The sequence below is a fragment of the Streptomyces sp. NPDC005752 genome, assembly GCF_040630715.1.
GTDB lineage: Bacteria > Actinomycetota > Actinomycetes > Streptomycetales > Streptomycetaceae > Streptomyces.
The window spans coordinates 57,495-81,748 of sequence record NZ_JBEXYB010000003.1; the positions used below are offsets into that span (position 1 = coordinate 57,495).

General features: G+C 70.4%; 21 protein-coding genes. 6 read left to right on the top strand and 15 right to left on the bottom strand.

Translation table 11 applies throughout. From position 1 onward, the window contains the following. Positions 1–127: 127 nt before the first annotated feature. Positions 128–1,621, bottom strand: coding sequence for a hypothetical protein (locus ABZ441_RS03445; RefSeq protein ID WP_358967720.1), 1,494 nt, complete (start codon positions 1,619–1,621; stop codon positions 128–130). Positions 1,622–1,852: 231 nt separating this feature from the next. Here ABZ441_RS03445 and ABZ441_RS03450 point away from each other — a divergent pair, with 231 nt between their 5' ends. After that, the gene (locus ABZ441_RS03450) at positions 1,853–2,989 is read left to right on the top strand and encodes an aminoglycoside phosphotransferase family protein (protein WP_358967723.1); all 1,137 of its coding nucleotides are present in this window, start codon (positions 1,853–1,855) and stop codon (positions 2,987–2,989) included. Between the two features lie 98 nt (positions 2,990–3,087). Here ABZ441_RS03450 and ABZ441_RS03455 read toward each other — a convergent pair whose 3' ends face one another. After that, positions 3,088–4,419: a peptidoglycan recognition family protein gene (locus ABZ441_RS03455; RefSeq protein ID WP_358967725.1), complete on the bottom strand. Its 1,332-nt coding sequence runs from the start codon at positions 4,417–4,419 to the stop codon at positions 3,088–3,090. A gap of 239 nt (positions 4,420–4,658) precedes the next feature. Here ABZ441_RS03455 and ABZ441_RS03460 point away from each other — a divergent pair, with 239 nt between their 5' ends. Beyond that, on the top strand, positions 4,659–6,923 hold the full coding sequence (locus ABZ441_RS03460) for a germacradienol/geosmin synthase (protein ID WP_358967728.1): 2,265 nt from the start codon (positions 4,659–4,661) through the stop codon (positions 6,921–6,923). On the opposite strand, the gene ABZ441_RS03465 is transcribed toward ABZ441_RS03460, so the two are convergent. Together ABZ441_RS03465 and ABZ441_RS03470 are read right to left on the bottom strand one after the other, a co-directional pair. Then, on the bottom strand, positions 6,862–7,362 hold the full coding sequence (locus ABZ441_RS03465) for a hypothetical protein (RefSeq protein WP_205020596.1): 501 nt from the start codon (positions 7,360–7,362) through the stop codon (positions 6,862–6,864). The genes ABZ441_RS03460 and ABZ441_RS03465 overlap by 62 nt on opposite strands. A 47-nt stretch (positions 7,363–7,409) precedes the next feature. After that, a complete protein-coding gene (locus ABZ441_RS03470; protein ID WP_358967732.1) occupies positions 7,410–7,811 on the bottom strand; it encodes an ACT domain-containing protein in 402 nt (133 codons plus the stop codon). A 145-nt stretch (positions 7,812–7,956) separates the two neighbouring features. On the opposite strand from ABZ441_RS03470, the gene ABZ441_RS03475 reads away from it, so the two are divergent. Beyond that, positions 7,957–9,042 (top strand): right-handed parallel beta-helix repeat-containing protein, encoded by a 1,086-nt coding sequence (locus ABZ441_RS03475; RefSeq protein WP_358967735.1) that lies wholly within the window; start codon positions 7,957–7,959, stop codon positions 9,040–9,042. 43 nt (positions 9,043–9,085) lie between these two features. After that, complete coding sequence (locus ABZ441_RS03480) at positions 9,086–10,171, top strand: methyltransferase (RefSeq protein ID WP_358967737.1); 1,086 nt, start codon at positions 9,086–9,088, stop codon at positions 10,169–10,171. A 72-nt stretch (positions 10,172–10,243) separates the two neighbouring features. Here the strand turns inward: ABZ441_RS03480 and ABZ441_RS03485 are convergent, their stop codons facing one another. From ABZ441_RS03485 to ABZ441_RS03515, 7 genes are all read right to left on the bottom strand, one after another. Continuing rightward, a complete protein-coding gene (locus tag ABZ441_RS03485; protein WP_358967740.1) occupies positions 10,244–10,576 on the bottom strand; it encodes a TcmI family type II polyketide cyclase in 333 nt (110 codons plus the stop codon). Between the two features lie 19 nt (positions 10,577–10,595). Next, entirely contained in the window at positions 10,596–11,075 is a 480-nt protein-coding gene (locus tag ABZ441_RS03490) for an SRPBCC family protein (protein ID WP_358967742.1), read from the bottom strand. A gap of 1 nt (position 11,076) precedes the next feature. Beyond that, on the bottom strand, positions 11,077–11,334 hold the full coding sequence (locus tag ABZ441_RS03495; protein WP_031095952.1) for an acyl carrier protein: 258 nt from the start codon (positions 11,332–11,334) through the stop codon (positions 11,077–11,079). Positions 11,335–11,350: 16 nt separating this feature from the next. Next, a complete protein-coding gene (locus ABZ441_RS03500; protein WP_358967746.1) occupies positions 11,351–12,610 on the bottom strand; it encodes a ketosynthase chain-length factor in 1,260 nt (419 codons plus the stop codon). Then, complete coding sequence (locus ABZ441_RS03505) at positions 12,607–13,878, bottom strand: beta-ketoacyl-[acyl-carrier-protein] synthase family protein (RefSeq protein WP_358967749.1); 1,272 nt, start codon at positions 13,876–13,878, stop codon at positions 12,607–12,609. Before ABZ441_RS03505 ends, ABZ441_RS03500 begins: the two co-directional genes overlap by 4 nt. Beyond that, a complete protein-coding gene (locus ABZ441_RS03510) occupies positions 13,875–14,318 on the bottom strand; it encodes a cupin domain-containing protein (RefSeq protein WP_358967751.1) in 444 nt (147 codons plus the stop codon). The genes ABZ441_RS03505 and ABZ441_RS03510 overlap by 4 nt, the downstream gene beginning before the upstream one ends. A 69-nt stretch (positions 14,319–14,387) precedes the next feature. Further along, a complete protein-coding gene (locus ABZ441_RS03515) occupies positions 14,388–15,506 on the bottom strand; it encodes a TcmI family type II polyketide cyclase (RefSeq protein WP_358967754.1) in 1,119 nt (372 codons plus the stop codon). Between the two features lie 272 nt (positions 15,507–15,778). On the opposite strand from ABZ441_RS03515, the gene ABZ441_RS03520 reads away from it, so the two are divergent. Then, positions 15,779–17,413 (top strand): FAD-dependent monooxygenase, encoded by a 1,635-nt coding sequence (locus ABZ441_RS03520; protein ID WP_358967756.1) that lies wholly within the window; start codon positions 15,779–15,781, stop codon positions 17,411–17,413. A 31-nt stretch (positions 17,414–17,444) separates the two neighbouring features. On the opposite strand, the gene ABZ441_RS03525 is transcribed toward ABZ441_RS03520, so the two are convergent. After that, positions 17,445–18,965: an alpha/beta hydrolase gene (locus ABZ441_RS03525; RefSeq protein ID WP_358967758.1), complete on the bottom strand. Its 1,521-nt coding sequence runs from the start codon at positions 18,963–18,965 to the stop codon at positions 17,445–17,447. Positions 18,966–19,253: 288 nt separating this feature from the next. Between ABZ441_RS03525 and paaK the strand changes: the two genes are divergently transcribed. After that, positions 19,254–20,543, top strand: coding sequence for a phenylacetate--CoA ligase PaaK (gene paaK, locus ABZ441_RS03530; protein ID WP_358967761.1), 1,290 nt, complete (start codon positions 19,254–19,256; stop codon positions 20,541–20,543). A gap of 48 nt (positions 20,544–20,591) precedes the next feature. Here paaK and ABZ441_RS03535 read toward each other — a convergent pair whose 3' ends face one another. From ABZ441_RS03535 to ABZ441_RS03545, 3 genes are all read right to left on the bottom strand, one after another. Then, positions 20,592–21,503, bottom strand: coding sequence for a class F sortase (locus ABZ441_RS03535; protein WP_358967764.1), 912 nt, complete (start codon positions 21,501–21,503; stop codon positions 20,592–20,594). A 94-nt stretch (positions 21,504–21,597) separates the two neighbouring features. Next, positions 21,598–22,098: a sortase gene (locus tag ABZ441_RS03540; protein WP_358967766.1), complete on the bottom strand. Its 501-nt coding sequence runs from the start codon at positions 22,096–22,098 to the stop codon at positions 21,598–21,600. 422 nt (positions 22,099–22,520) lie between these two features. Beyond that, on the bottom strand, positions 22,521–24,077 hold the full coding sequence (locus ABZ441_RS03545) for an acyl-CoA synthetase (protein WP_358967769.1): 1,557 nt from the start codon (positions 24,075–24,077) through the stop codon (positions 22,521–22,523). Between the last annotated feature and the right edge of the window lie 177 nt (positions 24,078–24,254).

Below are 24,254 nucleotides of genomic sequence, written 5' to 3' on the forward strand. Positions count from 1 at the left end.
TGGCGAGCCCTGGTTGCAACAGGGGGCCGGCTGCGTGGTCACATGAGGATACGTGGCCTCTGACGCCGCAGACCCCGGCGTCGGCCCTGACCGATGTCGTCAAGGGTTCGTCGGTGACGCTCCCGGTTCAGATCCGGGAGCCGTTGGCCTTCCTGCTCGACGCGCGTGGAGGCAGAGCGCTTTCGATCTCCTGGCGCAGGTCCTCGATCGTGGCGTAGCCCGCGAACTGTCCGGTGAGCCGGTACATCTCGCGCAGCCGGTCCCAGGTCCGATGGGAGGATGTCTCCCCCATCGACACCAGGGCGAGCCGTGCGTAGCGGTCCGCCTGCTCCGGGTCGTCGGCGATGAAGCACGCCGAGGCGAGTGAGATGTAGTCGAAGATCTTGGACCGCTGGCGGCCGTTCACACGCAGATCGAGTGCCCGCTTGGCGTGGCGCTGAGCGGTGGAGGCCGCACCCGGGTCGTGTTCGGCCAGCGTACGGAAAGCCAGGGCCTGCATACCGTGCATGTCCGCTTCGTCGAACATCTGCATCCAACTGGGCGGCGGAATATCTCCTTTGTCCGAGACGAAGAGGTCCTCGGCCTCGCCGAGGGTGCGACGCATGGCCTGACCTCGCCCCATCGACGCCTGCGCCCAGGCCTCGATGGTGTGCAGCATCGCCCGGGTGCGCGGCAGGGTCTCCTCCCCGGAACCGGACTTGGCGAGCTTCATCAGGTCCAGGGCCTCGTCCGGCCGGCCCAGGTGGACCATCTGGCGGGCCGCGCGCGAGAGCGCCTCCCCCGCACGTGGACGGTCACCGCCCTCACGCGCCGCATGGGCGGCGATCACGAAGTACTTCTGGGCGGTGGGCTCGAGGCCGACATCGTGGGACATCCAGCCGGCGAGCACCGCGAGGTTGGCGGCCACGCCCCAGAGACGGCGCTGCAGGTGCTCGGGGTGGTGGTAGGCGAGCATGCCGCCCACTTCGTTGAGCTGGCCCACGACGGCCTTGCGCTGGAGTCCGCCGCCTCTGGAGGCGTCCCAGGCCCGGAACACCTCTACCGAGCGCTCGAGGGCCTCGATCTCCTCGGATCCGACGGGGGCGGCCTCGTAGAGGTCGAAGCCGGCGTTGTCGGCGTACAGAGGGTCGTTGAGGCGGGATCCCCGGGCCGGAGCGGGCTCGGAGTGCAGCCAGTCGTGCATGGCGCCGGTGAGAGCTGAGCCGGCGGCGAGCGCGGTGCCCGCGCCCACCAAGCCGCGTCGGTTGAGCATGAGGTCCATTCCCGTGAATTCGGTGAGGACCGCTGCCGTCCGTTCGGGCGCCCACGGCAAACCGTCGGGATTGTCTTCCGTCCCGGCTTTTCGCCGCTTCCCCACACGCCCGCGTCGGCCGAACCCGAGGTCCTCGATGGTCACGACACGGCCGAGCCGCTCGGTGAACAGTGCTGCCAGCACCTCGGGCACCGGGTCGCGGGGGGACTCCCCCATGTCGATCCAGCGCCGGACCCGCGAGGTGTCGGTGGCCAGTTGGAGGTGGCCCATGGCCGCCGCCTGCCTGTTCACCATTCTCGCGAGTTCGCCCTTGGACCAGCCGGCCAGGCCGAACAGGTCCGATAGACGGGTGTTGGGTTCTCCGGTCACTTCAAGCCCCCAGGTTCTCGGCTGACTTGACCCTAGCCCCCGGGCGGATGCCGGGCGAATATTCGCCAGGGTTCGCCAGGGGGCGCCAGATGTTGTGCCACCCGCGCGCCGGTGTCAGGTAGGAAAGCGCCACCCCGCCCGGCAGCCCTAGGTACTCCCCAGGGTGCCGAACGGCCGCCGGCCGGGGCGGCGCACGCAACTTGTCGGCGCACGAAGGGATCTGTCTCGCTCATGTACACAGCATCGTCCTCCGTGTCCGCCCCGCCCCGGCCGCTCCGCCCCGTGGGGGCCGGCGGCGGGCCGTATCTCGCCCCCCGCGCAGCGTCACCGGCGTCCGCCACGGGTCGGACCCGGCGGGCTGCGGGGCCGGGCACCCAACCCCTCAGTGGAAGACTCGACCTGTCCGGCGCACAGGGCGCGCAGCTGCGGATGGCCATTGCCTCGGTGCACCGCATCTGTCCGGAGTTCAACCCGGTCCAGGTGCTACGCCGCAGCGGACGCTCCGTGCTCATCGTGGGCACCACGGGCCGCGCGACCGCGGTGGCCAAGTGTTTACTCGATCACTCCCCCGCGTGGACGGAGCGGTTCAGGCACGAAATAGCGGCATACCGGGCCTTCGTCAGGCACCGCCCACCTGTCCGGGTCCCGCGTCTCATCGCCGCGGACCCGGAGAACTGCACCCTGGTGATCGAGCGGATGCCCGGCCGCGTCGCGGCACTGACGAGGCACCCGGCGGAGGCACCGCCCCGCGCGGACCTGAGGGCCGTTCTCGGAGCGGTCAGCGGGGTCAACGCGTGGCGGCCACCGGCCGGTCTGTTCGACGCGCCGCTGGACTACGCCTCACGCATCGCCCGCTACCACGAGTTGGGCCTGTTCACCGATCGTGATCTGGGGGACCTCCAGAAACTCCTGCACGGTCTGTCCCATGCGGGCGGCCGCCAGGGCATGGGGCAGTTCTGTCATGGCGACGCTCTGCTCTCGAACATCCTGCTGCCGCCCACCGGCCCGGTGCTGGTCGACTGGGAGCACGCGGGCTGGTATCTGCCGGGATACGACCTGGCGACGCTCTGGGCCGTGCTCGGTGACGCACCCGTCGCGCGGCGCCAGATCAGCCAGCTGGCGCAGGCGGCGGGCGCCGCTGCCCGCGACGCCTTCCTGGTCAACCTCATGATCGTGCTGACCCGGGAGATCCGTACGTACGAGACGGCTGTCCAGCGTGCCATGCGCGAGGGCGCGCCCGCCGGGGGTGGCCAGGCCCGGCAGGGGGTGCTGTCGTCCGGCGAGGAGCAGCGACTGCTGCTGCGCCGTCTGCACGACGACTGCGCGATGGCCCGGCGGGCCGTGCGCGCGGCGGTGGGCACACGCTGAACCAGCCGGAGCTGACTGCCCGGCGGACGGGGTGGGTGCGCTGCGGGACCGGTGCCGACACATGGGTCCCGCAGTGCACTCTCCGCGATGTCAGCTCGTCATGAGCGGGCACGCACGATGTCGACGTCGGAAGCCTTCACGAAGCCGATCCGGTGGCCGATCTGGACGGTCACGTACTTCTGGGTTCCACGGAAATACGTGTGGTCGTACGGTTTCGAGGCGTCGATCGTCGGTGCGTAGTAGTAGCCCGTGGGTGCCTCGCCGCCACCGGGGAACGCCTGCCCCGCCTTGATGGTGTAGACGAGTGGACTGCCCACGGTCGGTTTGACGAAGTCCGTGGGGTACTCGGCCTTCTCCGGGTAGGCGACGCCGTAGACCGGCACGTCCGTCCTGCCTGCTTTCGGCCGCACGACATGACCGGATGTGGGGCTGATGACCCGGGTCCCGGCCGGGGTGCGGAACCACGCCTTCTCGCCGTACCACCAGATCGCCGTCCAGCCGGGCGCCCTGTCCGCCACGACGGCCTGCTGGGTGGCACTGATCTTGCTGCCCCAGTCAGCGGCGCAGTTCGATCCCGGCGTACCGTCCGGGTGCAGCCCCGGGTCGGAGAAGAGCGGCGAGTCCGCTGACGGGCCTGTGTGCAGGGGGACCGCGCTGCTGCCCTGCCGGGGCAGGTCGACGTTCTTCTCGCAGTCGCGGAACTCCTGCTTGTTCTTGGTGAAGACCGCGCTGACGGTGACCAGTTCGCTGTTCCGGGGTGCGCTCGGCACCGTGGGCCTGCCGAGGAGCGCCATGAAGCGGTTCCAGTCCCAGTAGGGGCCCGGGTCCCAGTGCATGTTCTTGGTGCCGGCCGCGCTGGTCGGCGGGACGCCGTCATGACCGATGATGTGCTGCCGGTCGAGGGGGATGTCGTACTTCGCTGCCAGGTGCCGCACCAGCCGTGCGGTCGAGCGGTACATCTCGGGGGTGTACCACTTGGCGCCCTCGGCCGCGACGCCCTCCTGCTCGATCCCGATGGAGTGGGTGTTGAGGTACCAGTTGCCCGCCTGCCAGGCGACGTCCTTGTTCTTCACCATCTGCGTGACGTGGCCGTCGGACGAACGCACCACGTAGTGGGCGGAGCTCTGGTTGGCCGGGTTCTGGAAGATCTTCAGGGTGGTCTCGTAGTCGACCTCGGTGTCGTGCAGGACGATGAACTTGACGGCGTTGCTGTCGGGCCGGTTCGCCGTGTCGTAGTTCCCGTAGGTCTCTTTGTCCGCCGGATCGCCGGTCTGCTGGTAGGCCGCGGGGATCCAGTCGCAGGCAAGACCACGCGGGCATTCCGGTCGTACGGTGTCCGCGCCGGCCGCTGCCGGGGAGAGGAGCGCCACGCTCAGCGCCCCCGCCGTGGTGAGTGCGAGCGCGAGTCTGATCCTCTGCTTCGGCGTCATGACAACCCTTCTGGGGCCGGGCGGTGGCGGAGCGGGCCCCACAGGTGCCCGCGTTCGTTTGTCGGCGCACACTCTGAGGCGCAAGGTGTTGATGAGTCAAGAGTGCAGTGTGCAAGCAGACCTGAGCTTGTACGACTATTTCGGGCTGTGCGTGCCCCGGATGGCCGAGGGGTAGTGCTGGCGCCGACAGGACCGTCCGCGTGTACCGCGCGGAGCTCTTCGAAAGGCCGGACGCACCCATGGCACAGCCCTTCACCTTGCCGGACTTCTACGTTCCGTACCCGGCGCGGCTCAACGCGCACCTGGAGGCGGCCCGGAGCCACACCCGGGAGTGGGCACGCGGAATGGGAATGCTGGAGGGTTCGGGGGTCTGGGAGGAGAAGGACCTCGAGGCCCACGACTACGCACTGCTCTGTGCGTACACCCATCCCGACTGCTCGGCCGAGGCGCTGTCCCTCGTCACCGACTGGTACGTGTGGGTCTTCTTCTTCGACGACCACTTCCTGGAGCTCTTCAAGCGCACACGGGACCGTGAGGGCGGCAAGCGGTATCTGGACCGGCTGCCCGCCTTCATGCCGATGGAGCGCGGCGCGGCCACGCCCGAACCCGTCAATCCTGTGGAGGCGGGGCTCGCCGACCTCTGGGCCCGGACCGTACCGAGCATGTCGGACGCCTGGCGGGCCAGGTTCGCGGAAGCGACGGAGAACCTCCTCAACGAATCCCTGTGGGAACTGGCGAACATCGACGAGGGTCGCATCGCGAACCCCGTCGAGTACATCGAGATGCGGCGCAAGGTGGGCGGAGCTCCCTGGTCGGCGGGGCTCGTGGAGTACGCGGCCGGCGCGGAGGTGCCCGCCTCGGTTGCCGGCGCGCGCGCGTTGCGGGTGCTGAGCGACGCGTTCTCCGACGGTGTGCATCTGCGCAACGACCTGTTCTCCTACCAGCGTGAGGTGGAGGAGGAGGGCGAGAACAGCAACGGTGTGCTGGTTCTGGAAAGGTTCCTGGGCTGCTCGACCCAGGAGGCGGCCGAGACGGTCAACGATCTGCTGACCTCGCGCCTGCAGCAGTTCGAGAACACCGCCCTCACCGAACTCGGGCCGCTGTGCGCGGAGAAGGGGCTGAGTGCGGACGAGACGGTGGCCGTCCTCGCGTACGTGAAGGGACTCCAGGACTGGCAGTCCGGCGGCCATGAGTGGCACATGCGCTCCAGCCGTTACATGAACGGCGGCGGTGCGGTAAAGAGCGCGCCCGGTTTCGGTATGGCCGCGGCCTCGCTCCGCCTCACCCCGCGGTCCGAGTCCCTGCGGCTGCGCAGCCACACCCACGTTCCCTACCGGCATGTCGGTCCATCCCTTCTGCCGGACTTCGACATGCCGTTCAGCACGACGCTGAGTCCGCACCTGGACGGCGCACGCGTGCGGATCGTGGAATGGTCGTACCGGATGGGTCTGCTCGAGGCACAGCCGGGCGTGCCTGGTTCGCACATCTGGGACGAGGATCGGCTCGTCGCCACCGATCTGCCTCTGTGCGCGGCCGGGTTGCACCCCGATGCGACTCCGGACGAGCTCGATCTGTCCTCGGGCTGGCTGACCTGGGGGACCTACGGTGACGACTGGTTCCCGGTGGTGCACGGCCGGTCCCGTGATCTGGCCGGGGCCCGGCTGGCCAACGAGCGGCTGTCGCTGTTCATGCCGCTCGACGGATCATCCGTGCCCGAGCCGGTCAACGCCCTGGAACGCGGGCTGTCCGACCTCTGGCAGCGTACGGCCGGCCCGATGGACGAGAGCGCGCGCCGTACGTTCCGGGAAGCGGTGGAGTCGATGACCGCGAGCTGGCTGTGGGAGCTGGCGAACCAGGCACAGAACCGGATTCCCGATCCGGTGGACTACGTGGAGATGCGCCGGGCCACGTTCGGTTCGGACCTGACGATGAGCCTGTGCCGGCTCGGTCATGGCAGGAAGGTACCGGACGCGGTCTACCGCAGCGGCCCGATGCGTTCCCTGGAGAACGCGGCCGCCGACTACGCGTGCCTGCTGAACGACGTGTTCTCGTACCAGAAGGAGATCGAGTACGAGGGTGAGGTGCACAACGGCGTCCTGGTCGTGCAGAACTTCTTCGGGGTCGACTATCCGACGGGGGTCGCGATCGTGGGCGATCTCATGAAGTCGCGGATGCGCCAGTTCCAGCACGTCGCCGAGCGGGAGCTCCCGGTGCTGTACGACGACTTCGACCTGGACGCCGAGGCCAGGGAGATCCTGGCGGGTTACGTCGTGGAGCTCCAGCACTGGATGGCGGGCATCCTGATCTGGCACCGGGACTGCCGGCGCTACCGGGAGGAGGATCTGCGGCGGGGCAGCGGCACCCCGTGGCACATCAGCGGTCCGACGGGGTTCGGGACGTCGGCGGCGCGGGTGCCCCGGCCGCTGACGGCGCAGGTACGTTTCAGCCCTGCTGGAACAGCTCCGCGGGAAGGGGCTTCAGCAGGGCGTACAGGTCGTCCGTGATGGGCCTGTCCCAGCTGGCGATGGTGACGAGCACTCCGTCGCTCCGGTCGAACTGGACGCAGGAGATCCGGCTCTCGGAGAGCTTGATCCGGCGCACGATCAGCAGGCTGTCGCCCTGCATGACGGGCACGTCCTCGGTGCCGGTGACCTCGATCGGCTCGTCGTTCTCGAGCGCGAGCAGGAGTTGCGCGACCTCGAAGGGGACCTGGCCCTCCTCGGTGTCGCGGGCGGGTGATCCCTCCGGCAGATTGCCGATGATCATCGCCGGGCCGCGGCCGCCGAACAGGTCGTAGCGCAGGAACACGCCCTGGCAGCTCCCGTCGGGGGCGGGCAGCAGACCTGCGCCGAGGTTGCCGGGCCAGTCCCCCGGGTCCATGGCCAGGACGTCGAAGTCCGGGCCCGCGGGTGTGGCGGCGCTACGGCGGCGGAGGAAGGACATGGGGGCAATGGTACGTGGCCCGGCTCACGTCGCGGAGCCGGGCACTGCTACCCCGACTCCGCGGCCAGCGCTCCGAGCACCCGGACCGCCTCGGCCGCGCGGTCGTACGGCACGAACAGGTGATCGTGGTGGAACCCGGCGACCACGTTGCAGCTGATCCCCGCGTCGGTGAGTGCCAGGGCGACCGCCGCGGTCAGTCCGACGGCGTCCAGCGCCGAATGCACACGGAGCGTGATCCAGCCGGCTACGAAGTGGTACTCCAGCCCCGACGCCACGGCGTGCGTCTCGGGGACGACGAGGGTCAGCCCTTCCTGCTCGGAGACGGTGACCACCGGGGTGACACCGCTGGGGACCTCGTCGCCGGGCAGGGTGGTGTAGACATAGCGGCCGGGCTTGAGCTCCGGCCGCATGCCGTGCAGCAGTGTTCGAAGATCGCGCTCACCCGTCATGCGGCCACGCTACGGCTACGCGGACGCAGCCGCACGGAGGGCGGATGCGACGGGGTGCGGGTGCGAGTGGGCCATTCGGGCACGCCATGTATCCATACGCTCACCATGCGTGGCACAGGCGGTTGATCGCCCATAGCTTCGGCTCATGAGAAGAAGACACATGAAATGCCTGGCGGGCATCACTCTCGCCACGGCCACCACCCTGGGCCTCGCGGCCGTTCCCTCCGTCGCGTCCGGTCACAGTGATCTTGTGGTGCATCCGGGCGAGTCGATCCAGAGCGCGGTCGACGCGGCGCGGCCCGGCGACACCGTCCGCGTCCTGGCCGGCACGTACCGCGAGAGCGTCCTGATCACCAAGCCCGGCCTGACCCTGCGCGGGTCGGGCGGGCGGACGGTGATCGCGCCGGCGGCCGCGAAGGGCGCCAAGGCCGCCAACGCCTGTGCCACGGGCGGGAACGGCCTCTGCGTCATCGGGAAGAAGGGCCACACGGTCGACGATGTCCGCATCCGCTCACTGACCGTCTCCGGCTTCGGCAAGAGCGGCATCTGGGCATCCTGGACCGACGGTCTCTCCGTCCGCGGGGTGTCCGCCCTCAAGAACGGCACCTGGGGTATCGCGCAGGAGCGGTCCACCCGCGGCGACTTCCGGCACAACACCGCTACCGGCAACGGTGACGCGGGCATCTTCGTCGCCAACTCGGTCAGCGAGGAGGGCGGGGCGACCGACACGGGCGGGACCCTGATCGTGGACAACTCCGTACGCGGGAACCGTATCGGAGTCACCGCCCGCCGGGTCAGGAACCTCGTGATCGACGGCAACACCCTCACCGGCAACTGCAGCGGCGTGTTCGTCGTGGGTGACGAGTCCAAGCCGGCGGCCGGGGCGATGACGATCAGCGGTAACCGGATCGTCAGGAACAACAAGTTCTGTCCGGCGACCCCGCGCCTGTCCGCGATCCAGGGATCCGGCATCGTCCTCACCGGCAGCGAGGCCACGAACGTGCATTCCAACATCATCCGGGGCAACGTGGGCTCCACGCCGCTCTCCGGCGGAATCCTGCTGTTCAAGAGCTTCGTGGGTGCGCTGAACACCGACAACACCATCAGCGACAACCTCGTGCGCGGCAACAAGCCGGCCGACCTCGCCAACCGCGACACCTCGGGCACCGGCAACACCTTCGTCAGCAACACCTGCGGGACGTCCGTCCCGGCCGGGATGTGTGCCGGATGACGGCTCACCGCCGCGCAAGTCGCACGAGGAGAATCGAGACGGTATGACGACCGTGAGCCCCACCCCCGACACCACCCCCGCCACACCCCCCTTCACCACACCTCAGGTTTCCGCCGGCCAGAACCCGGCTCCGTCGATGCGGCTCCGGGAGCTCGCGTTCGGGGCGGCCTGCGCCGCGGCCGTACGCGCGGCGGCCAGGCTGGGAGTCGCCGACGCGCTGGGCGACACACCGGCATCGGCCGCGGAGCTCGCGCTGGTCGTGGACGCCGAACCCGCGCCTCTGCGACGGCTGCTGCGCGCACTGTGCTGCTACGGGATCTTCAGCGAGGCGGCCGACGGGAAGTTCGTGCACACGGACATGTCCCGGCTGCTGCGTGAGGACGACCCGAACAGCCTGAAGTACATCTCCCTGTGGTGCACGGAGCCCTGGACCTGGGAGGTCTGGCCGCATCTCGACGACGCGGTGCGCTCCGGCTCGAGCGTCTTCCCGGGGACGTTCGGCAAGGGCTTCTTCGAGTATCTCCACCAGGACGCGGGCGAGTCCGCGCAGGTGTTCAACCGGGCCATGACCACGTCCAGCGTGCAGTCCGCGCAGGACGTGGCCGACCTCCTGGACCTCACCGGGGTGTCCTCGGTCGCCGACATCGGCGGCGGTCAGGGACACGTTCTGGCGAGTCTGCTGGAGAAGCACCCCTCGGTGCACGGAACCCTCCTGGACCTGCCGGGCGTCGTGGCCCGCGCGGACGCCCGGCTGCGGGAAGGCGGCCGGCTCGCCGACCGGGTCCGGATCGTGCCCGGGGACTGCCGTGAGGACATCCCGTTCGAGGTGGATCTGTACATCATCAAGAACATCCTCGAATGGGACGACGAGAGCACCCGCCGGACCCTCGCCAACGTCGTCGCCGCGGCCCGGCCCGGAGCCCGAGTGGTGATCATCGAGAACCTCGTGGACGACACCCCGTCGATGAGGTTCACCACCGCCATGGACCTGCTGCTCCTCCTCAACGTCGGGGGTGCCAAGCACACCCGGGAGAGCCTGGTCGGGCGGATGTCCGACGCGGGTCTGCGAGTGGGCGAGATCCACCCCGTCAACGCGTACCTGCACGCCTTCGAGTGTCTCGTGCCGTAGCGCGGCCCCGGCGGACAGAGATCGCCCCGGGTCCGGCACTCAGGTGCCGGACCCGGGGCGATCGTCCGTGTGTCAGGCGGCGCCGTCGCTCTGCCAACGGTAGAACTGCTGCGCCATCGCGTCCTTGGGGCCGCGCCAGGTCTGCGGGTCGTACGGGCTCACGAACGCGGAAAGCCGGTCGCTGACGGCCTTGAACTCCGGGTGCTCCGTCACCTTGGCGATCTCCGGGCCCGGAGGGCGGTCGGACTCGATCAGGTGGAGGTACACGTCGCCGAACTGGAACAGGGTGCGCCTGTTCACTCCGACGAGGTGCGGCAGGTCGGTGTCGTCGGAGGCCGCGAACAGCTTCGCGATGTCCGGCGCGGATTCGGGCGCCATCCGGGCGACGATCAGTGCGTGGTGCATCTGGCTGCCTTTCGGGGCATCAGTTGGCGGGGACCGAGGCGGAGCGGCGTTCCCGGTCGCGCTGCTCGATCTTGTCGCGGATGAGCTCCAGCTGGACGCGTGAGTTGCGGTTGATGTTGTCGGTCATCCACGCGTCGTCGACCGGTGCGTCGGGGCGCATCGCGAAGTCCTGGCGCCAGTGCATCCGCGTGCCGCCCGGGACCTCCGAGTACTCCCACCGGATGTCCATGTGCTGGAACGGGCCGGGCTCGACGCGCCTGGCGCGCACGTTGCGGCCCTTGCGGTCCGTGGTGCGTTCCGAGACCCAGCTCCAGACCTTGCCGTTGTCGTCGGGGTGCATGGTGAGGCGGAAGGTCGTCTTCTGGCCCTCCCGCTTCATCACCTCGACGGCCGCGTACTCGCTGAACAGCTGCGGCCAGTTCTCGAGGTCGTTCGTCATGTCCCAGACGAGGTCCAGGGGTGCGGCGATGGTGATCTCGTTCTCGGTGTGTCCGGACACGTCAGGCTCCTGTCACGAGGGTGTTGTTCACGAGGTCGAGGAACTCGCCGGGCGTCTTGCACCGGTCGGCGTCGACGGGCAGCGGGTGACCGTACCGGTTCTCGAGCGCGGCCACGATGCCGAGCAGGCCGAGCGAGTCCAGGCCGTACTCGTCGAAGGCCGAGCCGGGACGGCTCGACATCTCCGACGGGTCGACCGTGAGGCCGGCACCGTTCTTCATCAGCGTGGCCAGTTCTTCGTACGTCAGCTGAGCGGTCATGAGGGACTACTCCTTCTCACAGCGAGGTGTCGGTGGGCTGCCGCAGCACCAGGGCCGAGTTCGAGCCCATCAGCCCGCGGCTCAGCACGAGCGCAGTGCGCAGTTCTGCGGGACGCGCGCGTCCGGTGACCACGTCGAGGTCGTGGCACACGTCGAAGACGTTGGGCGTCGGGGGGATCAGACCGTGTTCCATGGCGAGTACGGCGGCGGACGTGTCCAGCACGGGCGCTCCGCAGTAGGCGCGGCCGATGCCGGTCTTGGGTGCCGTGACGGGTACGCGCCGACCGTGTGCGCCGAGGGCGTCGGCGATCGCCAGGGCCTCGGCACGGTCCGCCGTGGGCACACCGAGGGCGTCCGCGAAGACCACGTCGATCTCCTCGGGTGCGCAGCGGGCTTCGCGCAGCGCGCCTTCGATCGCCCTGGCCAGACCCGCACGGGATTCCTCCCACCGTGCGGCGCCGGTGAAGGTGGCGGCGTGCCCGGCCAGTTCGGCCCGGATCCTGGCGCCTCGGTCGCGGGCCGCCGTGTCCTCCTCCACCACCAGCATGGCGCCGCCCTCGGCCGGCACGAATCCACAGGCGTCGGCGGTGAACGGCCGGTAGGCGCGGGTGGGTTCGTCGCTCAGGCTGAGGTCGTCGTAGCCGAGCTGGCAGACGACGGAGTACGGCGCGAGCGGCGCTTCGGCCGCGCCGACGACGACGGCGTCGGTGCCTCCGCGGATGGAACGCGCGGCGTGCATGAGCGCGTCCAGACCGCCGGCCTCGTCGCTGGCGACGACGGCGCACGGCCCCTTGAAGCCACCCCGGATCGAGATCTGGCCGGTGCTGGCCGCGTAGAACCAGGCGATGGACTGGTAGGGGCCGACGAAGCGGGAGCCCTGCCCCCAGAGCCGCTGCAGCTCGCGCTGGCCGAACTCACCGCCGCCGGAGCCGGCCGCGGTGACCACGCCCACCTTGAACGGCGCGTCCTCGTAGTCGGCTCGCCCGAGCCGGGCGTCGTCGAGGGCGAGGTCGGCCGCCGCCATCGCGTAGTGCGTGAAACGGTCGGTCTGGACGAGGTAGCGCTCCTCGATGAACGCCACCGGGTCGAAGTCCCTGACCTCGCCCGCGACCTTCAGCGGGAGGTTCTCGCAGCCCTCGCGGGACACCAGGTCGAGGACGCTGACGCCTTCCTGGGTCTGCTTCCAGAAAGCACCGGCGCCGGTCCCGTTGGGGGCTACGACGCCGATCCCCGTGATGACGGAACTGCGGCGTGCCGGGGTTGCCGGGGTTTTCATGGGGTCCTCCCGCCTGATCGGGTCATGGCGACGGCGGACTGGAATCCGCCGAAGCCGCTGCCGACCGAGAGCACGCTGCGCAGCTTGAGGGACCGCGCGGTGCGGGGTACGTAGTCGAGGTCGCACTCGGGGTCGGCGGTCTCGTAGTTGGCCGTGGGCGGCACTGTCTGGTGCTTGAGGGCCAGGACGCACGCGGCGATCTCGATCGCTCCGATGGCACCGAGGGAGTGGCCGACCATCGACTTGATCGAGCTCATGGGCACCTTGTAGGCGTGCGCGCCCAGGGCCCGCTTCACGGCCGCCGTCTCGTGCCGGTCGTTCTGCTTGGTGCCGGAACCGTGCGCGTTGACGTAGTCGACCTGCGATCCGTCGAGCCGGGCGTGCGCGAGGGCGGTGTTGATGGCCTCGGCCATCTCCAGTCCCTCGGTGGTCAGCCCGGTCATGTGATAGGCGTTGCCGAAGGTGGCGTAGCCCGATATCTCGCAGTAGACGGTCGCGCCGCGGGCGCGGGCGTGCTCCAGGTCCTCGAGGATGAGGACGGCGCCGCCCTCGCCCATGACGAAACCGTCCCTGTGGGCGTCGAACGGCCTGGAGGCGTGTTCCGGGTCGTCGTTGTTCGCCGAGGTCGCCTTGATCGCGTCGAAGCAGGCCACCGTGATGGGGGTGATCGGCGTGTCGGACGCTCCGGCGACGCAGATGTCGACCCGGCCCTCCTCCACGGAGTGGAAGGCGTACCCGATCGCGTCGAGGCCGGAGGTGCAGCCCGTCGAGACCGTCTGTACGGGTCCGTGGGCGCCGACCTCCTCCGCGACCGCGGAGGCGAGGGTGCTGGGAGCGAATGCCCGCTCGAGGTGGGCTCCCGCCGGCCGGGGGTCGACGTCCCAGCGCGCGCCGCTGCCGCTTACCGCGACGTAGTCGTGCTCCAGGCGGGTGGTACCGCCGACCGCGGTTCCGAGGGACACCCCGATGCGCCAGGGGTCCTCCTTCTCCAGGTCGAGTCCGGCGTCGCCCAGTGCCTCCCTGGCCGCCACGAGGGCGAACTGGATGTACCGGTCCGAGCGGGCTATCTGCTCGGCGTCCAGGCCGTGGGCGACGGGGTCGAAGTCGCACTCGGCGGCGATGCGCGAGCGGAACTCCGCCGGGTCGAACAGCGTGATGCCGCGCGTCGCCGTACGGCCGTTGGCGAGCAGGTCCCAGAACGCGGGGGCTCCGATGCCACCGGGTGCGACGACGCCCACCCCGGTGACGGCCACGCGCCGCCGGGTCATGAGGCCGCCCCCGTTCGTTCTGGCGGGGCGTAGCCGTCACTGGGGTCCGCGGTCTCCGTGACCTCGGTGTCCACGTGGCCCAGTTCCGGACGCGGGGCGAGCGGGCCGAGGTGGAAGACCATGCGCGCCTCCACGTCTCCGACGTTGCGGAAGCGGTGGCGGACGTGCGGCGGGATCAGCAGGCCCTGGTCGGGCCGCATGGCGTGCGTCTCGCCGTCCAGGTCCACTTCGAGGAGCCCGTCCACGACGTACACGAACTCTTCGGAGTACGGGTGGTAGTGCTCGCCGATTCGGTCACCGGGGTCGACGATGGCCAGCCCCATGAAGCCGCTGGTGGCACCCACCGCCGTGGGTGTGAGCAGGGCGCGCAGGTCACCTCCGCGCCTGCGGTTGGGCTGAGTCTCGCTGAGGTCCACGATGCGAGGCCGGTGGGTGGTCATGGCTGGTCTCCTCCAGGCACTTTGTGCGGTGTGTCGGCAGTGCGGGTGGGCCCGGTTGCCGGTGGCGCGTCAGGACTGGGTGGCCCGACGGTCGGTGATCAGGTTCATCTCGGCCTGCGCGAGGAAGCGCGCGGCCTCCTGGTCGGTCGTCGGCATGCCGTTCGCGCCGCCGTCCAGCAGCCGGCCGAGCATGGCCGCCTTGCGGTGGCCGCCGATGCCGAGTGCCTGTGTGGGGTGTGCGCCGAGCGGGCCGTTGACCTCGAGGAGCCGCACCACGATGTCGTCGCGCTGGAAGATCGTGCTGCTCTCGATGGGGCTCGACGCGTCGTTCGCCGCTTCCTCGTCCTGGCCAGCGAGCAGCCGGGCCAGTGCCATGCCGCAGCCTTCCTTGGCCTGGTAGAACAGCGAGTGCCGCCGGACGTCCTCGGGGGCGTGGCGTCCTGCCTTCACGTGGTGGACGGTCGGGAGGGCGGCCCGGGTGAAGAACATCCGGGCGGAGTCGGGATCGTTGAGGTCGCGGTCCTGCTCCAGGTAGGGGTTGATGGCCTCCTCGACGGCCCTGACCTCGGGCTGGCGGGAGACGTGGCGCAGTGCCGCCATGAGGTCGCCCTCGACCTCGACCGCTCGCACGACACGGTTTCCGTGCATGAAGAGCGAGGTGCGCCGCAGCCTGGTGTTCTCGTCGACACGGGCCTGCGGTGAGTCGTAGTCGGCGAGGATCTTCGCGACCCTCTCCTCCGTCCCGGGCTTCACCGTGAAGGTGAGTGCGTGACGCACGACGCCGTCGCCGAGGCGCGGACCGGCCTGGAGACCGCCCTTGGCCTTCTCCGAGGTGCCCTCGAAGGCGACGCCGGTCTCCCGCAGGACGCTGAAGCGCAGGGAGCGGGTGTCGCGTACGCAGCTGTGCAGCGGCTGTACCGTCGCCACGTGCTCCTCGCTGTTCACCCAGGCGAGGAACGGCGGCGCGCTCTCCCACTCGCTGGTGATGAGCCACTGCGAGGGGTTCTCGATGGACTGGCACAGTTGGTCACTGATGTGTCCGGGGATCGAGGCCACCTGGTTGCGCATGTGCTCGTACGCCTCGAGGAACTCGTTCTGGGCGCCGTCGTACAGGTCCATCATCAATATGACCCGGAGCCTCGAACCGTCGAAGGCGGACTGAGATATCCGTTCCGAGACGTTTGCCATCTTGCGCTCTCCTTCGAGACTGTGCGGCGGCCACATCCTGTGACCCCTCGTCATCCATCGGTTTCGGTGGAAGCGGCGCAGGCCCTGCCCGCCGGCACGTGACGTCCGCCCCCTCGTCGCGGGCATCGCTCCCGCGACTGATCGTGGAACGCCGGTACGGGCGGCGCGAGATTTATGAACCGTTCAGGTGAGGCGTCGGCTCCAGCCCGGCCGAAGCCCTCCCGCGAGGGCATGGACACTGCATCCGTCACGCGTCCGAGCTGGAGCAACTGATGAACGAGAACGTCGACCTCCGCGTACCGGTCCTCATCGTGGGTGGCTCCCTGGTGGGCCTGTCCGCCTCCCTCTTCCTGAGCCGGCTCGGGGTCCGTCACCTGCTCGTGGAGAAGCACGGCAGCACCTCGACCCACCCGCGGGGGCGCGGGAACAACGTCCGCACGATGGAGGTGTTCCGGACCGCGGGCGCGGAGCAGCTGATCCGGGACGCCGCATCGGTGCTGGCGGACAATCACGGCATCCTCCAGGCCGGGTCGCTCACCGGCGACGACCAGGAGTGGCTGTTCAAGGAGATCGACCCGGGCGGCGGGCTCGCCAGGTTCAGCCCCAGCGGCTGGTGCCTGTGCAGCCAGAACGACCTGGAACCGGTGCTTGTCTCCCATGCGCGGGCGCAGGGCAGCGAGCTGCGGTTCTCCACCGAGCTGCTCACGTTCGAGCAGGACGCGGACGGGGTCACCGCCGTGGTGAAGGACCGGGAGACCGGGGAGCACACCACGGTGCGCGCCGACTACCTCATCGCGGCCGACGGGCCCCGCAGTCCGGTCCGGGAGCAGTTGGGCATCGGCCAGACCGGTCCGGGCGACCTGTTCCACAACGTGAGCATCACGTTCCGCTCACGGCGGCTCGCCTCCGTGGTGGGTGACCGGCGCTTCATCGTCTGCTACCTGACGAACCCGGAGGCGGACGGGGCCCTGCTGCCCGTGGACAACGAGGAGCAGTGGGTGTTCCACGCGCCGTGGCAGCCCGACCGGGGCGAGACCCTGGAGGACTTCACGGACGAGCGGTGCGCGGAGCACATCCGCAGGGCGGTCGGGGCGCCGGACCTGGACGTCGAGATCACGGGCAAGGCACCGTGGCACGCCGCCGAGCGGGTCGCCGAACGGTACGGTCGCGGACGGGTCTTCCTCGCCGGTGACTCGGCGCACGAGATGTCCCCCACCGGGGCCTTCGGCTCCAACACCGGCATCCAGGACGCGCACAACCTGGCGTGGAAGCTGGCCGCCGTGCTCGACGAGGCGGCGGGGCCGGGGCTTCTCGGGACGTACGAGGCGGAGCGGCTACCGGTGGCCAGGGCCACGAGTGCGCGTGCGTCGGCCCGTTCCGGAGAGCACAGTCATCCGGGTTACGCCGGCTCGCCCGGGCCCGGCGGCGGCCGCAAGGGCGGCATGCTCACGGTGGCACTCGGTTACCGCTACGCACGGGGTGCCGTCCTGGGCGTCGATCCGGCCCTCCCGGTGGTGCCCGAGGGCATGGGTCTCACGGGCGAACCCGGCACGCGGGCACCGCACATGTGGCTCGGCCGGGACGGCGGTCGCGTGTCGACCCTGGACCTCTACGAGAAGTCGTTCGTTCTGCTGTGCGATGCCCGTTGTCCGGACTGGCGGACGGCGGCTCAGCAGGTGGCGAAGCGCCTGTCGGTCCCCCTGGAGGCTTTCGGTGTCGGCTCCCTCCCGGACGCGGACCTGGAAACCGAGGACGGGGCCGACTGGGCGGCCTCCCACGGGACGTCCGCCGAGGGCGCCGTTCTGGTACGTCCCGACGGATTCGTGGCCTGGCGCTCCGAGACCGCCGCGGCGGACCCGGAGGCGACGTTGTACGAGGTCATGATGACTCTGCTCCACCGCGGCTGAGACGGCGCGGCCGACGGGCCCCAGCGGCCCGTCAGCCGACGCCGAACGCCCTGAGGGCGGCGAGGAACGCCCGCGGGTTGTCGGCGTGCACGAGGTGGCCGGCGTCGACGGAGACGAACTGCCCTCCGGCTATCTGCCGTGCCGTCCACGCCAGTTGCTCCTGGTCGACGTGGCTTCGTGACCCTCCCACGACGAGTGTCGGAGCGGTGATCTCGCCCAGGTTCTCCCGCCCGGCGGGGTCCGGGGCGTTCAGCTGGGCGTCGGTGGACGGGACCACCTGCCAGTCGTGGTCGCACTCTCCCGGCGGCCGCTCGGCCGGCGGGCGGGGCGGGTCGAGCGGGAGCAGGGCCGGGGCGTCCTCGACGACCAGTGTCCCGATCAGTGCCGGGTGTCCGGCGGCGAGCAGCAGTGCCGCGACTCCGCCCATGGAGTGCCCGATCACGGTCGCCCCGGGCAGGTTGCGGGCCTCCAGGAAAGCGTGCAGGTCGTCGCGGAAGAGTTCGAAGGAGTAGCGGCCCGGCCAGTCGCTGAGGCCGTGACCGCGGAAGTCGACGGCGTACACCCGGTGGCGGACCGCGAGTTCCTCGGCGATGCCCGTCCAGTCCAGGCTGCTCCCTCCCCGCCCGTGTGCGAGGACGACCGGTGGTGCCGAGGGCTCGCCCCAGGTGCGGTACGCGAGGCGGATCCCGCCCGCCTGGACGCTGCTGACGTCGGGGTCGAGGAAGGCGGTGACGGTGCGGACGAAGGAACCGGGGTCGTCCATCCACGGAAAGTGGGCGGCGCCCCGCTGGACGACGAACTCCGCGTGCGGGAAGACCGCGGCCAGCCCGGCCGCGCGGTCGGGGCTGGGGCCGCCGTCGTACTCCCCCGCGAGGACGAGCACGGGCACCGGCAGCTCCCGCAGCGCGGCGACGGTGGCCTCGGTGTCGAGGCCGTCCTCGGGGTAGTAGAACGACCCGGCCGAAGCGTTGCGCTGCGCGGGGGACTCCGCGGCATGCGCCTGGGCCGCCGCGTCCCAGCGCCCGTAGGTGAACGGCCGGACGCCCGCCCACGCCCCGGGTGTGGCTCGCCCGGCCCGGATCTCGTCCAGGGCGGCCCGCGCCTCGGCGTACCAGGGTTCATGGGCGCGCAGCTCGGCGGCTTCGCACCGGTCCTGGTCGGTGGCTGGCATGCCCAGGGTGCCCGTGCCGGGCGTGACGAGGGTGAGGGAACGCAGTCGCCCAGGATATTTCGCCGCGTACAGCGCCGCGAGCTCCCCGGCTGCGGAGTGACCCAGCAGGTCGGCGCGTTCGAGGCCGAGGTGCGCGCGGAGTGCCTCGACGTCCTCGACGAGCCGGTCGATCCGGTAGGTCGACGGGTCGTGCGGGACGGCGGAGTCACCGGTGCCCCGGAGATCGAGCAGAACCAGCTGCCGCACCCTGGACAGACCGCCGAGGTCGCCGAAGTAGCGGGCGGCCCGCATGGGGCCACCGGGCAGGCAGATCAGCGGTTCACCCTCGCCGACCAGATGGTAGGCGAGTTCGGTTCCGTCGTACGTGCTGAAGATCGGCATGGTTGCCATGTAAACAGGGACGGCGGCGCGCTGCGATCGCGTACGCCCTCAGCGGATCAGGTGACGGGTGTGCCGGTCAGGAGCCGGCCTGCCGCTCGCCGGGCCTTACGTGCGACGGCTGGAACAGCCGGGACCCGGAGAAGGTCGCGCTCGCCCGCACACCGGACTCGAGCCGGCGAGTTGTCCACAGGGGAGCCTCCGCCCCTTGCCAGAACCCCCTGCCTCCTGAATTACTGCTCCCAGGAGGCGACCGAATGGTCGGTCGCCCGTCGGCGAGGGGTGATCCGTATGACCGAGCTGCTTGACACCGGCGAGCGGCTCGGCCGCGGTGAGCTCGAGGCCCTGCAGCTGGAGCGGCTCCGGACGACGCTGCGGCACGCGTACGAGAACGTCGGCTTCTACCGTGCGGCCTTCGACAGGGCAGGGCTGCGCCCGGAGGACTGCCGCACGCTCGCCGATCTCTCCCGGTTCCCGTTCACCGTCAAGGCCGATTTGCGAGACAACTACCCCTTCGGGATGTTCGCGGTCCCCGAGGACCAGGTGCGCAGGATCCACGCCTCCAGCGGCACGACAGGCCGGCCCACGGTCGTCGGGTACACCGAGCGCGACCTGGACACCTGGGCGGACGTGGTAGCCCGGTCCATCCGGGCGGCCGGCGGGCGCCCGGGCCACAAGGCACATGTGGCCTACGGCTACGGGCTGTTCACCGGAGGGCTGGGAGCCCATTACGGGGCGGAGCGCCTCGGCTGCACCGTCATTCCCGCGTCCGGGGGCATGACGGCGCGCCAGGTGCAGCTGATCCAGGACTTCAGGCCCGAGATCATCATGATCACGCCCTCGTACATGCTGACCCTCCTGGACGAATTCGAACGTCAGGGCGTCGACCCCCGCACCACATCGCTGAAGGTCGGCATCTTCGGTGCCGAGCCGTGGACCGAGCAGATGCGCGAGGAGATCGAGGAGCGGTTCGCCATCGACGCGGTCGACATATACGGACTGTCGGAGGTCATGGGCCCAGGTGTCGCCCAGGAATGCGTGGAGACCAAGGACGGGCTGCACATCTGGGAGGACCACTTCTACCCGGAGGTCGTCGACCCGTTCACCGGCGAGGTTCTCCCGGACGGGGAGGAGGGCGAGCTGGTCTTCACCTCGCTCACCAAGGAGGCCATGCCGGTGATCCGCTACCGGACCCGCGATCTGACGCGGCTGCTGCCGGGCACGGCCCGGGTGTTCCGGCGGATGGAGAAGGTCACCGGGCGCAGTGACGACATGGTGATCCTGCGCGGGGTGAACCTCTTCCCCACCCAGATCGAGGAGATCGTGCTGCGGACCCCGGGAGTGGCCCCGCACTTCCAGCTTCGGCTGAGCCGCGAGGGGCGGATGGACGCGCTGACCGTGCGGGCGGAGGCACGGGCCGGTGCGACGACGGCCGAGCGCGAGGCGGCCGCCCGGTCCATCGCGCAGGCAGTCAAGGACGGGGTCGGCGTGAGCGTCGGGGTGGAGATCGTCGATCCGGAGACGCTGGAGCGGTCGGTAGGAAAGATCAGGCGGATCGTGGACCTGAGGGAGGCCGGCTGAGGCAGGCCGGCTGAGCTTCCGTCAGGGGCACGGTGCCGGCCGGTGTGGTCAGCGTGAGGCGGTCATGGCGGCGTAGACCACGACGTTGTCGGGGTAGCCCGACTTCTTGTCGTAGTCGCCCCCGCAGGTGATGAGCCGCAGTTCGGGCCGGTCGGAAGGGCCGTAGACCTTCCGGTCCGGGAAGTCCTTCTTGGCGTGGACCTCGACGGCGTAGACCTCGAAGACGGCGGTGCGCCGGTCGGCGCGGACGATCTCGACCGTGGCGCCCTTGCGCACGGACCCCAGCCTGTAGAAGGCACCGGGTCCGAGACTGGTGTCCACGTGCCCGGCCGTGACAGCGGTACCCACGGCACCTGGCACTGTTCCGCCGGCGTACCAGCCGGTGAGTACGGGGTTGTTGTCGGGAGGAGGCTCGAGCGCCCCGGCCGCGTTCAGGCCGAGCTTCATCATGGGCGCGTCCACCTTGAGGGCAGGGATTCTCAGCCGGAGCGGAGTCGAGGGCGGGAGCGGCCGCACGGCGGGGTGTCGCACGGCGGCGCTGCCGCCGGGTGCCGGGCTCGAGGGGGCAGGGCCGGCCTGGGCACGGCCCGACGGGCTTGCGGTCGCGGGACCGGACGGCTGCGGTGCCAGGGGGGCCGGCCGGGCGGGCGGACGGGGCGGAGGCGTCTGGGCATCGAACGGACGGCGCAGATAGGAGGGTGCCTCCGGCAGGAGGCCGGCTTGGGCCAGGTGAGCGAGAGCCGGTGCCGCTCCGGTGGGGCGGGCGGTGGCCCGCGCCGGAGCCGGAGCGCCCGGCGGCGCGGGGGCGGGAGCGGCGGTTTCGGCGGCCGGCGGCTGTGGCGGCCCGCCGTCACGCGTTCCGCTGATCACCAGCGCCGTACCCGCCACCAGGGCCCAGACGAGGTGCTTGACCGCCGGGAACTGCTGGGATGACGTGCTGGTCGTGGGCCCGGTCTCCATCGCAATGCGCCTCTGTCTCGCAGCAGGTAGGGGTGGGCGTCCGCGGGGCCGGGCCGGTGGTGCGCCGCCCGGTCCCGCGGACGTGAAAGCACGGTCAGGAGCGGGCCGCGGCCGGACGGCGGCGCAGCCGCACCACTCCCCCGGCGGCCGCTGCCGCGAGCAGAACACTGCCCGCGGCGAGTTGGGTGCCCTGGCCGTCCGACGACCCGAAACCGGCGTCGACCCCGCCGGAGGGGGCGCGGTCGACGATCCGGTACGTGTCCGTGATCTTGATACGTGGCGGGCACTTCACGGTGACCGTGTCGGTGCCCGGGCGGGTCCCCGCCGGGATGTCGAACACGCCGACGAGCACCCCCTTCCGGTCCCCCTCGAACAGGTGGAAGGCCCCTCCTGCCTCCGACGTGCCCTTGCCGTAGGTCTCCTTGCCGCAGGCTCTGGTGCTGACGGTGACCTGCGAGCCCGGCGAGGCCTTCGCCGGACTGATGCGAATGGTCTGGTCACCGGAGGGCTCGGCCGCCGCTTCCGCGGCGGGGGCCGCGAGGGCGAGAGAACATACGGCCAGACAGATACCCGCACCGATGCGTGTGTTGCGCATGTGGATCCTCCAACGGGAGCAGGGTCCGGCCGGACTGCGCGGCACCTCTGCTGTGCTCCGTCTCCGAGGCAACCGACAGTCCGTCACCCGCGCAACACGAGGCGCCGCCCGGCAACGTCACCCGCCCAGGCGCGCGTACACACCGACGGGCTTCCGTTTACGCAGGTCACCCGATTCAGGGGGAGAACTGAGGAGAAATCACACCCACGAGTGCGAACGGGCGAAGCCGACTTCGACACACCGTGCGGCGGCCGGAGGCCGCGCGACCCATGTCCGTGACGCAGGTTCACGGCAATCGGCGGACTCGGGCCGGCGCGACTCCGGACACTCTCCGCCGATCGCCTGACATCTGGTCATGACCGGGAGTGCGAGCGGTGCGGGAGCAGTGCTGAGCCGGTGCCCGCGACGGGACGGGAGGGAGCTCAGGGCTCCGTGCGTGACGCGGGCGCCGCCGACGGCCGGGAAGTGGTGGTACCGGGTTCGGAGAAGCGGTCCCGCAGCTCCCTCTTGAGGATCTTGCCGCTGGCGTTGCGTGGGAGTTCCGTGACGAACAGGACCCGCTTCGGGGACTTGAAGTGGGCGAGTTCCGCACGGGCGTGTTCGATGAGTTCGGATTCCGAGGCCTCCCCGCGGAGCACCACGACGGCGGTGACGGCCTCGATCCAGCGGTCGTCGGGCAGCCCCACCACCGCTGCCTCCGCCACCGCGGGGTGGGTGTACAGAGCATCCTCCACCTGCCGGGAAGCGACGAGCACGCCTCCCGAGTTGATGACGTCCTTCACACGGTCGACGACCGTGAAGTAGCCCTCGGGGTCGCGTACGGCGAGGTCGCCGGAGTGGAACCAGCCGTCACGGAAGGCGTCCGCGGTCTCCTCCGGTTTGTCCCAGTAGCCCTGGCACAGCTGAGGGGAGCGGTACACCACTTCACCCGCCGTGCCGTCGGGCACCTCCTCGCCGTTCTCGTCGACGACCGCCGCCTCCACGAAGAGCACGGGGCGCCCGCAGGAGTCCATCCGTCCTTCGTGCTCGTCGGGGCCGAGGACGGTGGCGAGGGGACCGATCTCGCTCTGGCCGAAGCAGTTGTAGAACGCCAGCTCCGGCAGCCGCTCACGCAACCGTTCCAGAACGGGCACGGGCATGATCGACGCGCCGTAGTACGCCTTGCGCAGGGCCCCCAGCTCACGGGTGGCGAACTCCGGATGGTTGGCGAGCCCGATCCAGACGGTGGGTGGAGCGAAGAGGCTGTCAGCCCGGCCCGCCTCGACCAGATCGAAGATCTGGCCGGCGTCAGGAGCGTCGAGGATCGTGTTCTCCGCGCCCACGGCGAGGTACGGAAGCAGGAACACGTGCATCTGCGCGGAGTGATAGAGGGGCAGCGAGTGCACCGGCCGGTCCGTGGCCCGCAGGTCGAGAGCGGTGACGGCACTGACGTACTCGTGGACCAGGGCCCCGTGCGTCATCATCGCGCCCTTGGGCCGGGCCGTCGTACCGGAGGTGTAGAGCAGTTGGACGAGGTCGTCGGCGCCCGGTCCGCGTTCGGGGGTGAAGGGCCGTGGCGTGCCCAGTTCACCGAGGAGGGAGTCCGGCGCGTCACGCAGCGGCCGTACGTCGGGCCCGGCCGGGATGCGTGGGGCGAGGCCGGGGTCGGTGAGGACGAGTGCGCTGCCTGACTGGCGAAGAATGTACGACAGGTCCTCGCCGGTGAGGTTCTGATTGACCGGCACGTGGATCAGTCCTGCCCGCGCGCAGGCGAGATAGGCGATCAGATACGCGTCGGAGTTGTGCGCGTAGGAGGCCACCCTGTCACCCGGACGCAGTCCGTGCGCGGTGGTCAGCACAGCGGCCGCTGTACCGACCGCCTCGTCCAGGGCGGCGTAGGTCCAGGACCGCTCCGCGTACCGCACGGCGGTGCGCCCGGGGGTGCGCCGTGCGCTGCGCGTCACGACGCCGTCCACTGTGCTGCTGCGTACACCTGTCATGGCGTGATCCTGGGGGGCCGCTCGCCGGGGGTCAAGGGTCCGGGGCCCTGTGTCGGGCCGGCCCGCACCCGTGGCGTGCGGAGGGACGTGTGGTGACGGACGCGCGCGGGTGGCAGGTGCGGAGACCTCTGTGTGCGGCCGCGGTGACCTGACGGTGTCTCATTTTCTTTGTTCCGC

Bases quoted from the DNA above. Each gene is read 5' to 3' on its own strand.
- ABZ441_RS03450 (WP_358967723.1), top strand. From the start codon at position 1,853: ATGTACACAGCATCGTCCTCCGTGTCCGCCCCGCCCCGGCCGCTCCGC.
- ABZ441_RS03470 (WP_358967732.1), bottom strand. From the start codon at position 7,811: ATGACGGGTGAGCGCGATCTTCGAACACTGCTGCACGGCATGCGGCCG.
- ABZ441_RS03455 (WP_358967725.1), bottom strand. From the start codon at position 4,419: ATGACGCCGAAGCAGAGGATCAGACTCGCGCTCGCACTCACCACGGCG.
- ABZ441_RS03545 (WP_358967769.1), bottom strand. From the start codon at position 24,077: ATGACAGGTGTACGCAGCAGCACAGTGGACGGCGTCGTGACGCGCAGC.
- ABZ441_RS03505 (WP_358967749.1), bottom strand. From the start codon at position 13,878: ATGACCCGGCGGCGCGTGGCCGTCACCGGGGTGGGCGTCGTCGCACCC.
- ABZ441_RS03515 (WP_358967754.1), bottom strand. From the start codon at position 15,506: ATGGCAAACGTCTCGGAACGGATATCTCAGTCCGCCTTCGACGGTTCG.
- ABZ441_RS03520 (WP_358967756.1), top strand. From the start codon at position 15,779: ATGAACGAGAACGTCGACCTCCGCGTACCGGTCCTCATCGTGGGTGGC.
- ABZ441_RS03540 (WP_358967766.1), bottom strand. From the start codon at position 22,098: ATGCGCAACACACGCATCGGTGCGGGTATCTGTCTGGCCGTATGTTCT.
- ABZ441_RS03525 (WP_358967758.1), bottom strand. From the start codon at position 18,965: ATGCCGATCTTCAGCACGTACGACGGAACCGAACTCGCCTACCATCTG.
- ABZ441_RS03500 (WP_358967746.1), bottom strand. From the start codon at position 12,610: ATGAAAACCCCGGCAACCCCGGCACGCCGCAGTTCCGTCATCACGGGG.
- ABZ441_RS03535 (WP_358967764.1), bottom strand. From the start codon at position 21,503: ATGGAGACCGGGCCCACGACCAGCACGTCATCCCAGCAGTTCCCGGCG.
- ABZ441_RS03485 (WP_358967740.1), bottom strand. From the start codon at position 10,576: ATGCACCACGCACTGATCGTCGCCCGGATGGCGCCCGAATCCGCGCCG.
- ABZ441_RS03480 (WP_358967737.1), top strand. From the start codon at position 9,086: ATGACGACCGTGAGCCCCACCCCCGACACCACCCCCGCCACACCCCCC.
- ABZ441_RS03465 (WP_205020596.1), bottom strand. From the start codon at position 7,362: ATGTCCTTCCTCCGCCGCCGTAGCGCCGCCACACCCGCGGGCCCGGAC.
- ABZ441_RS03475 (WP_358967735.1), top strand. From the start codon at position 7,957: ATGAGAAGAAGACACATGAAATGCCTGGCGGGCATCACTCTCGCCACG.
- paaK (WP_358967761.1), top strand. From the start codon at position 19,254: ATGACCGAGCTGCTTGACACCGGCGAGCGGCTCGGCCGCGGTGAGCTC.
- ABZ441_RS03460 (WP_358967728.1), top strand. From the start codon at position 4,659: ATGGCACAGCCCTTCACCTTGCCGGACTTCTACGTTCCGTACCCGGCG.
- ABZ441_RS03495 (WP_031095952.1), bottom strand. From the start codon at position 11,334: ATGACCGCTCAGCTGACGTACGAAGAACTGGCCACGCTGATGAAGAAC.
- ABZ441_RS03510 (WP_358967751.1), bottom strand. From the start codon at position 14,318: ATGACCACCCACCGGCCTCGCATCGTGGACCTCAGCGAGACTCAGCCC.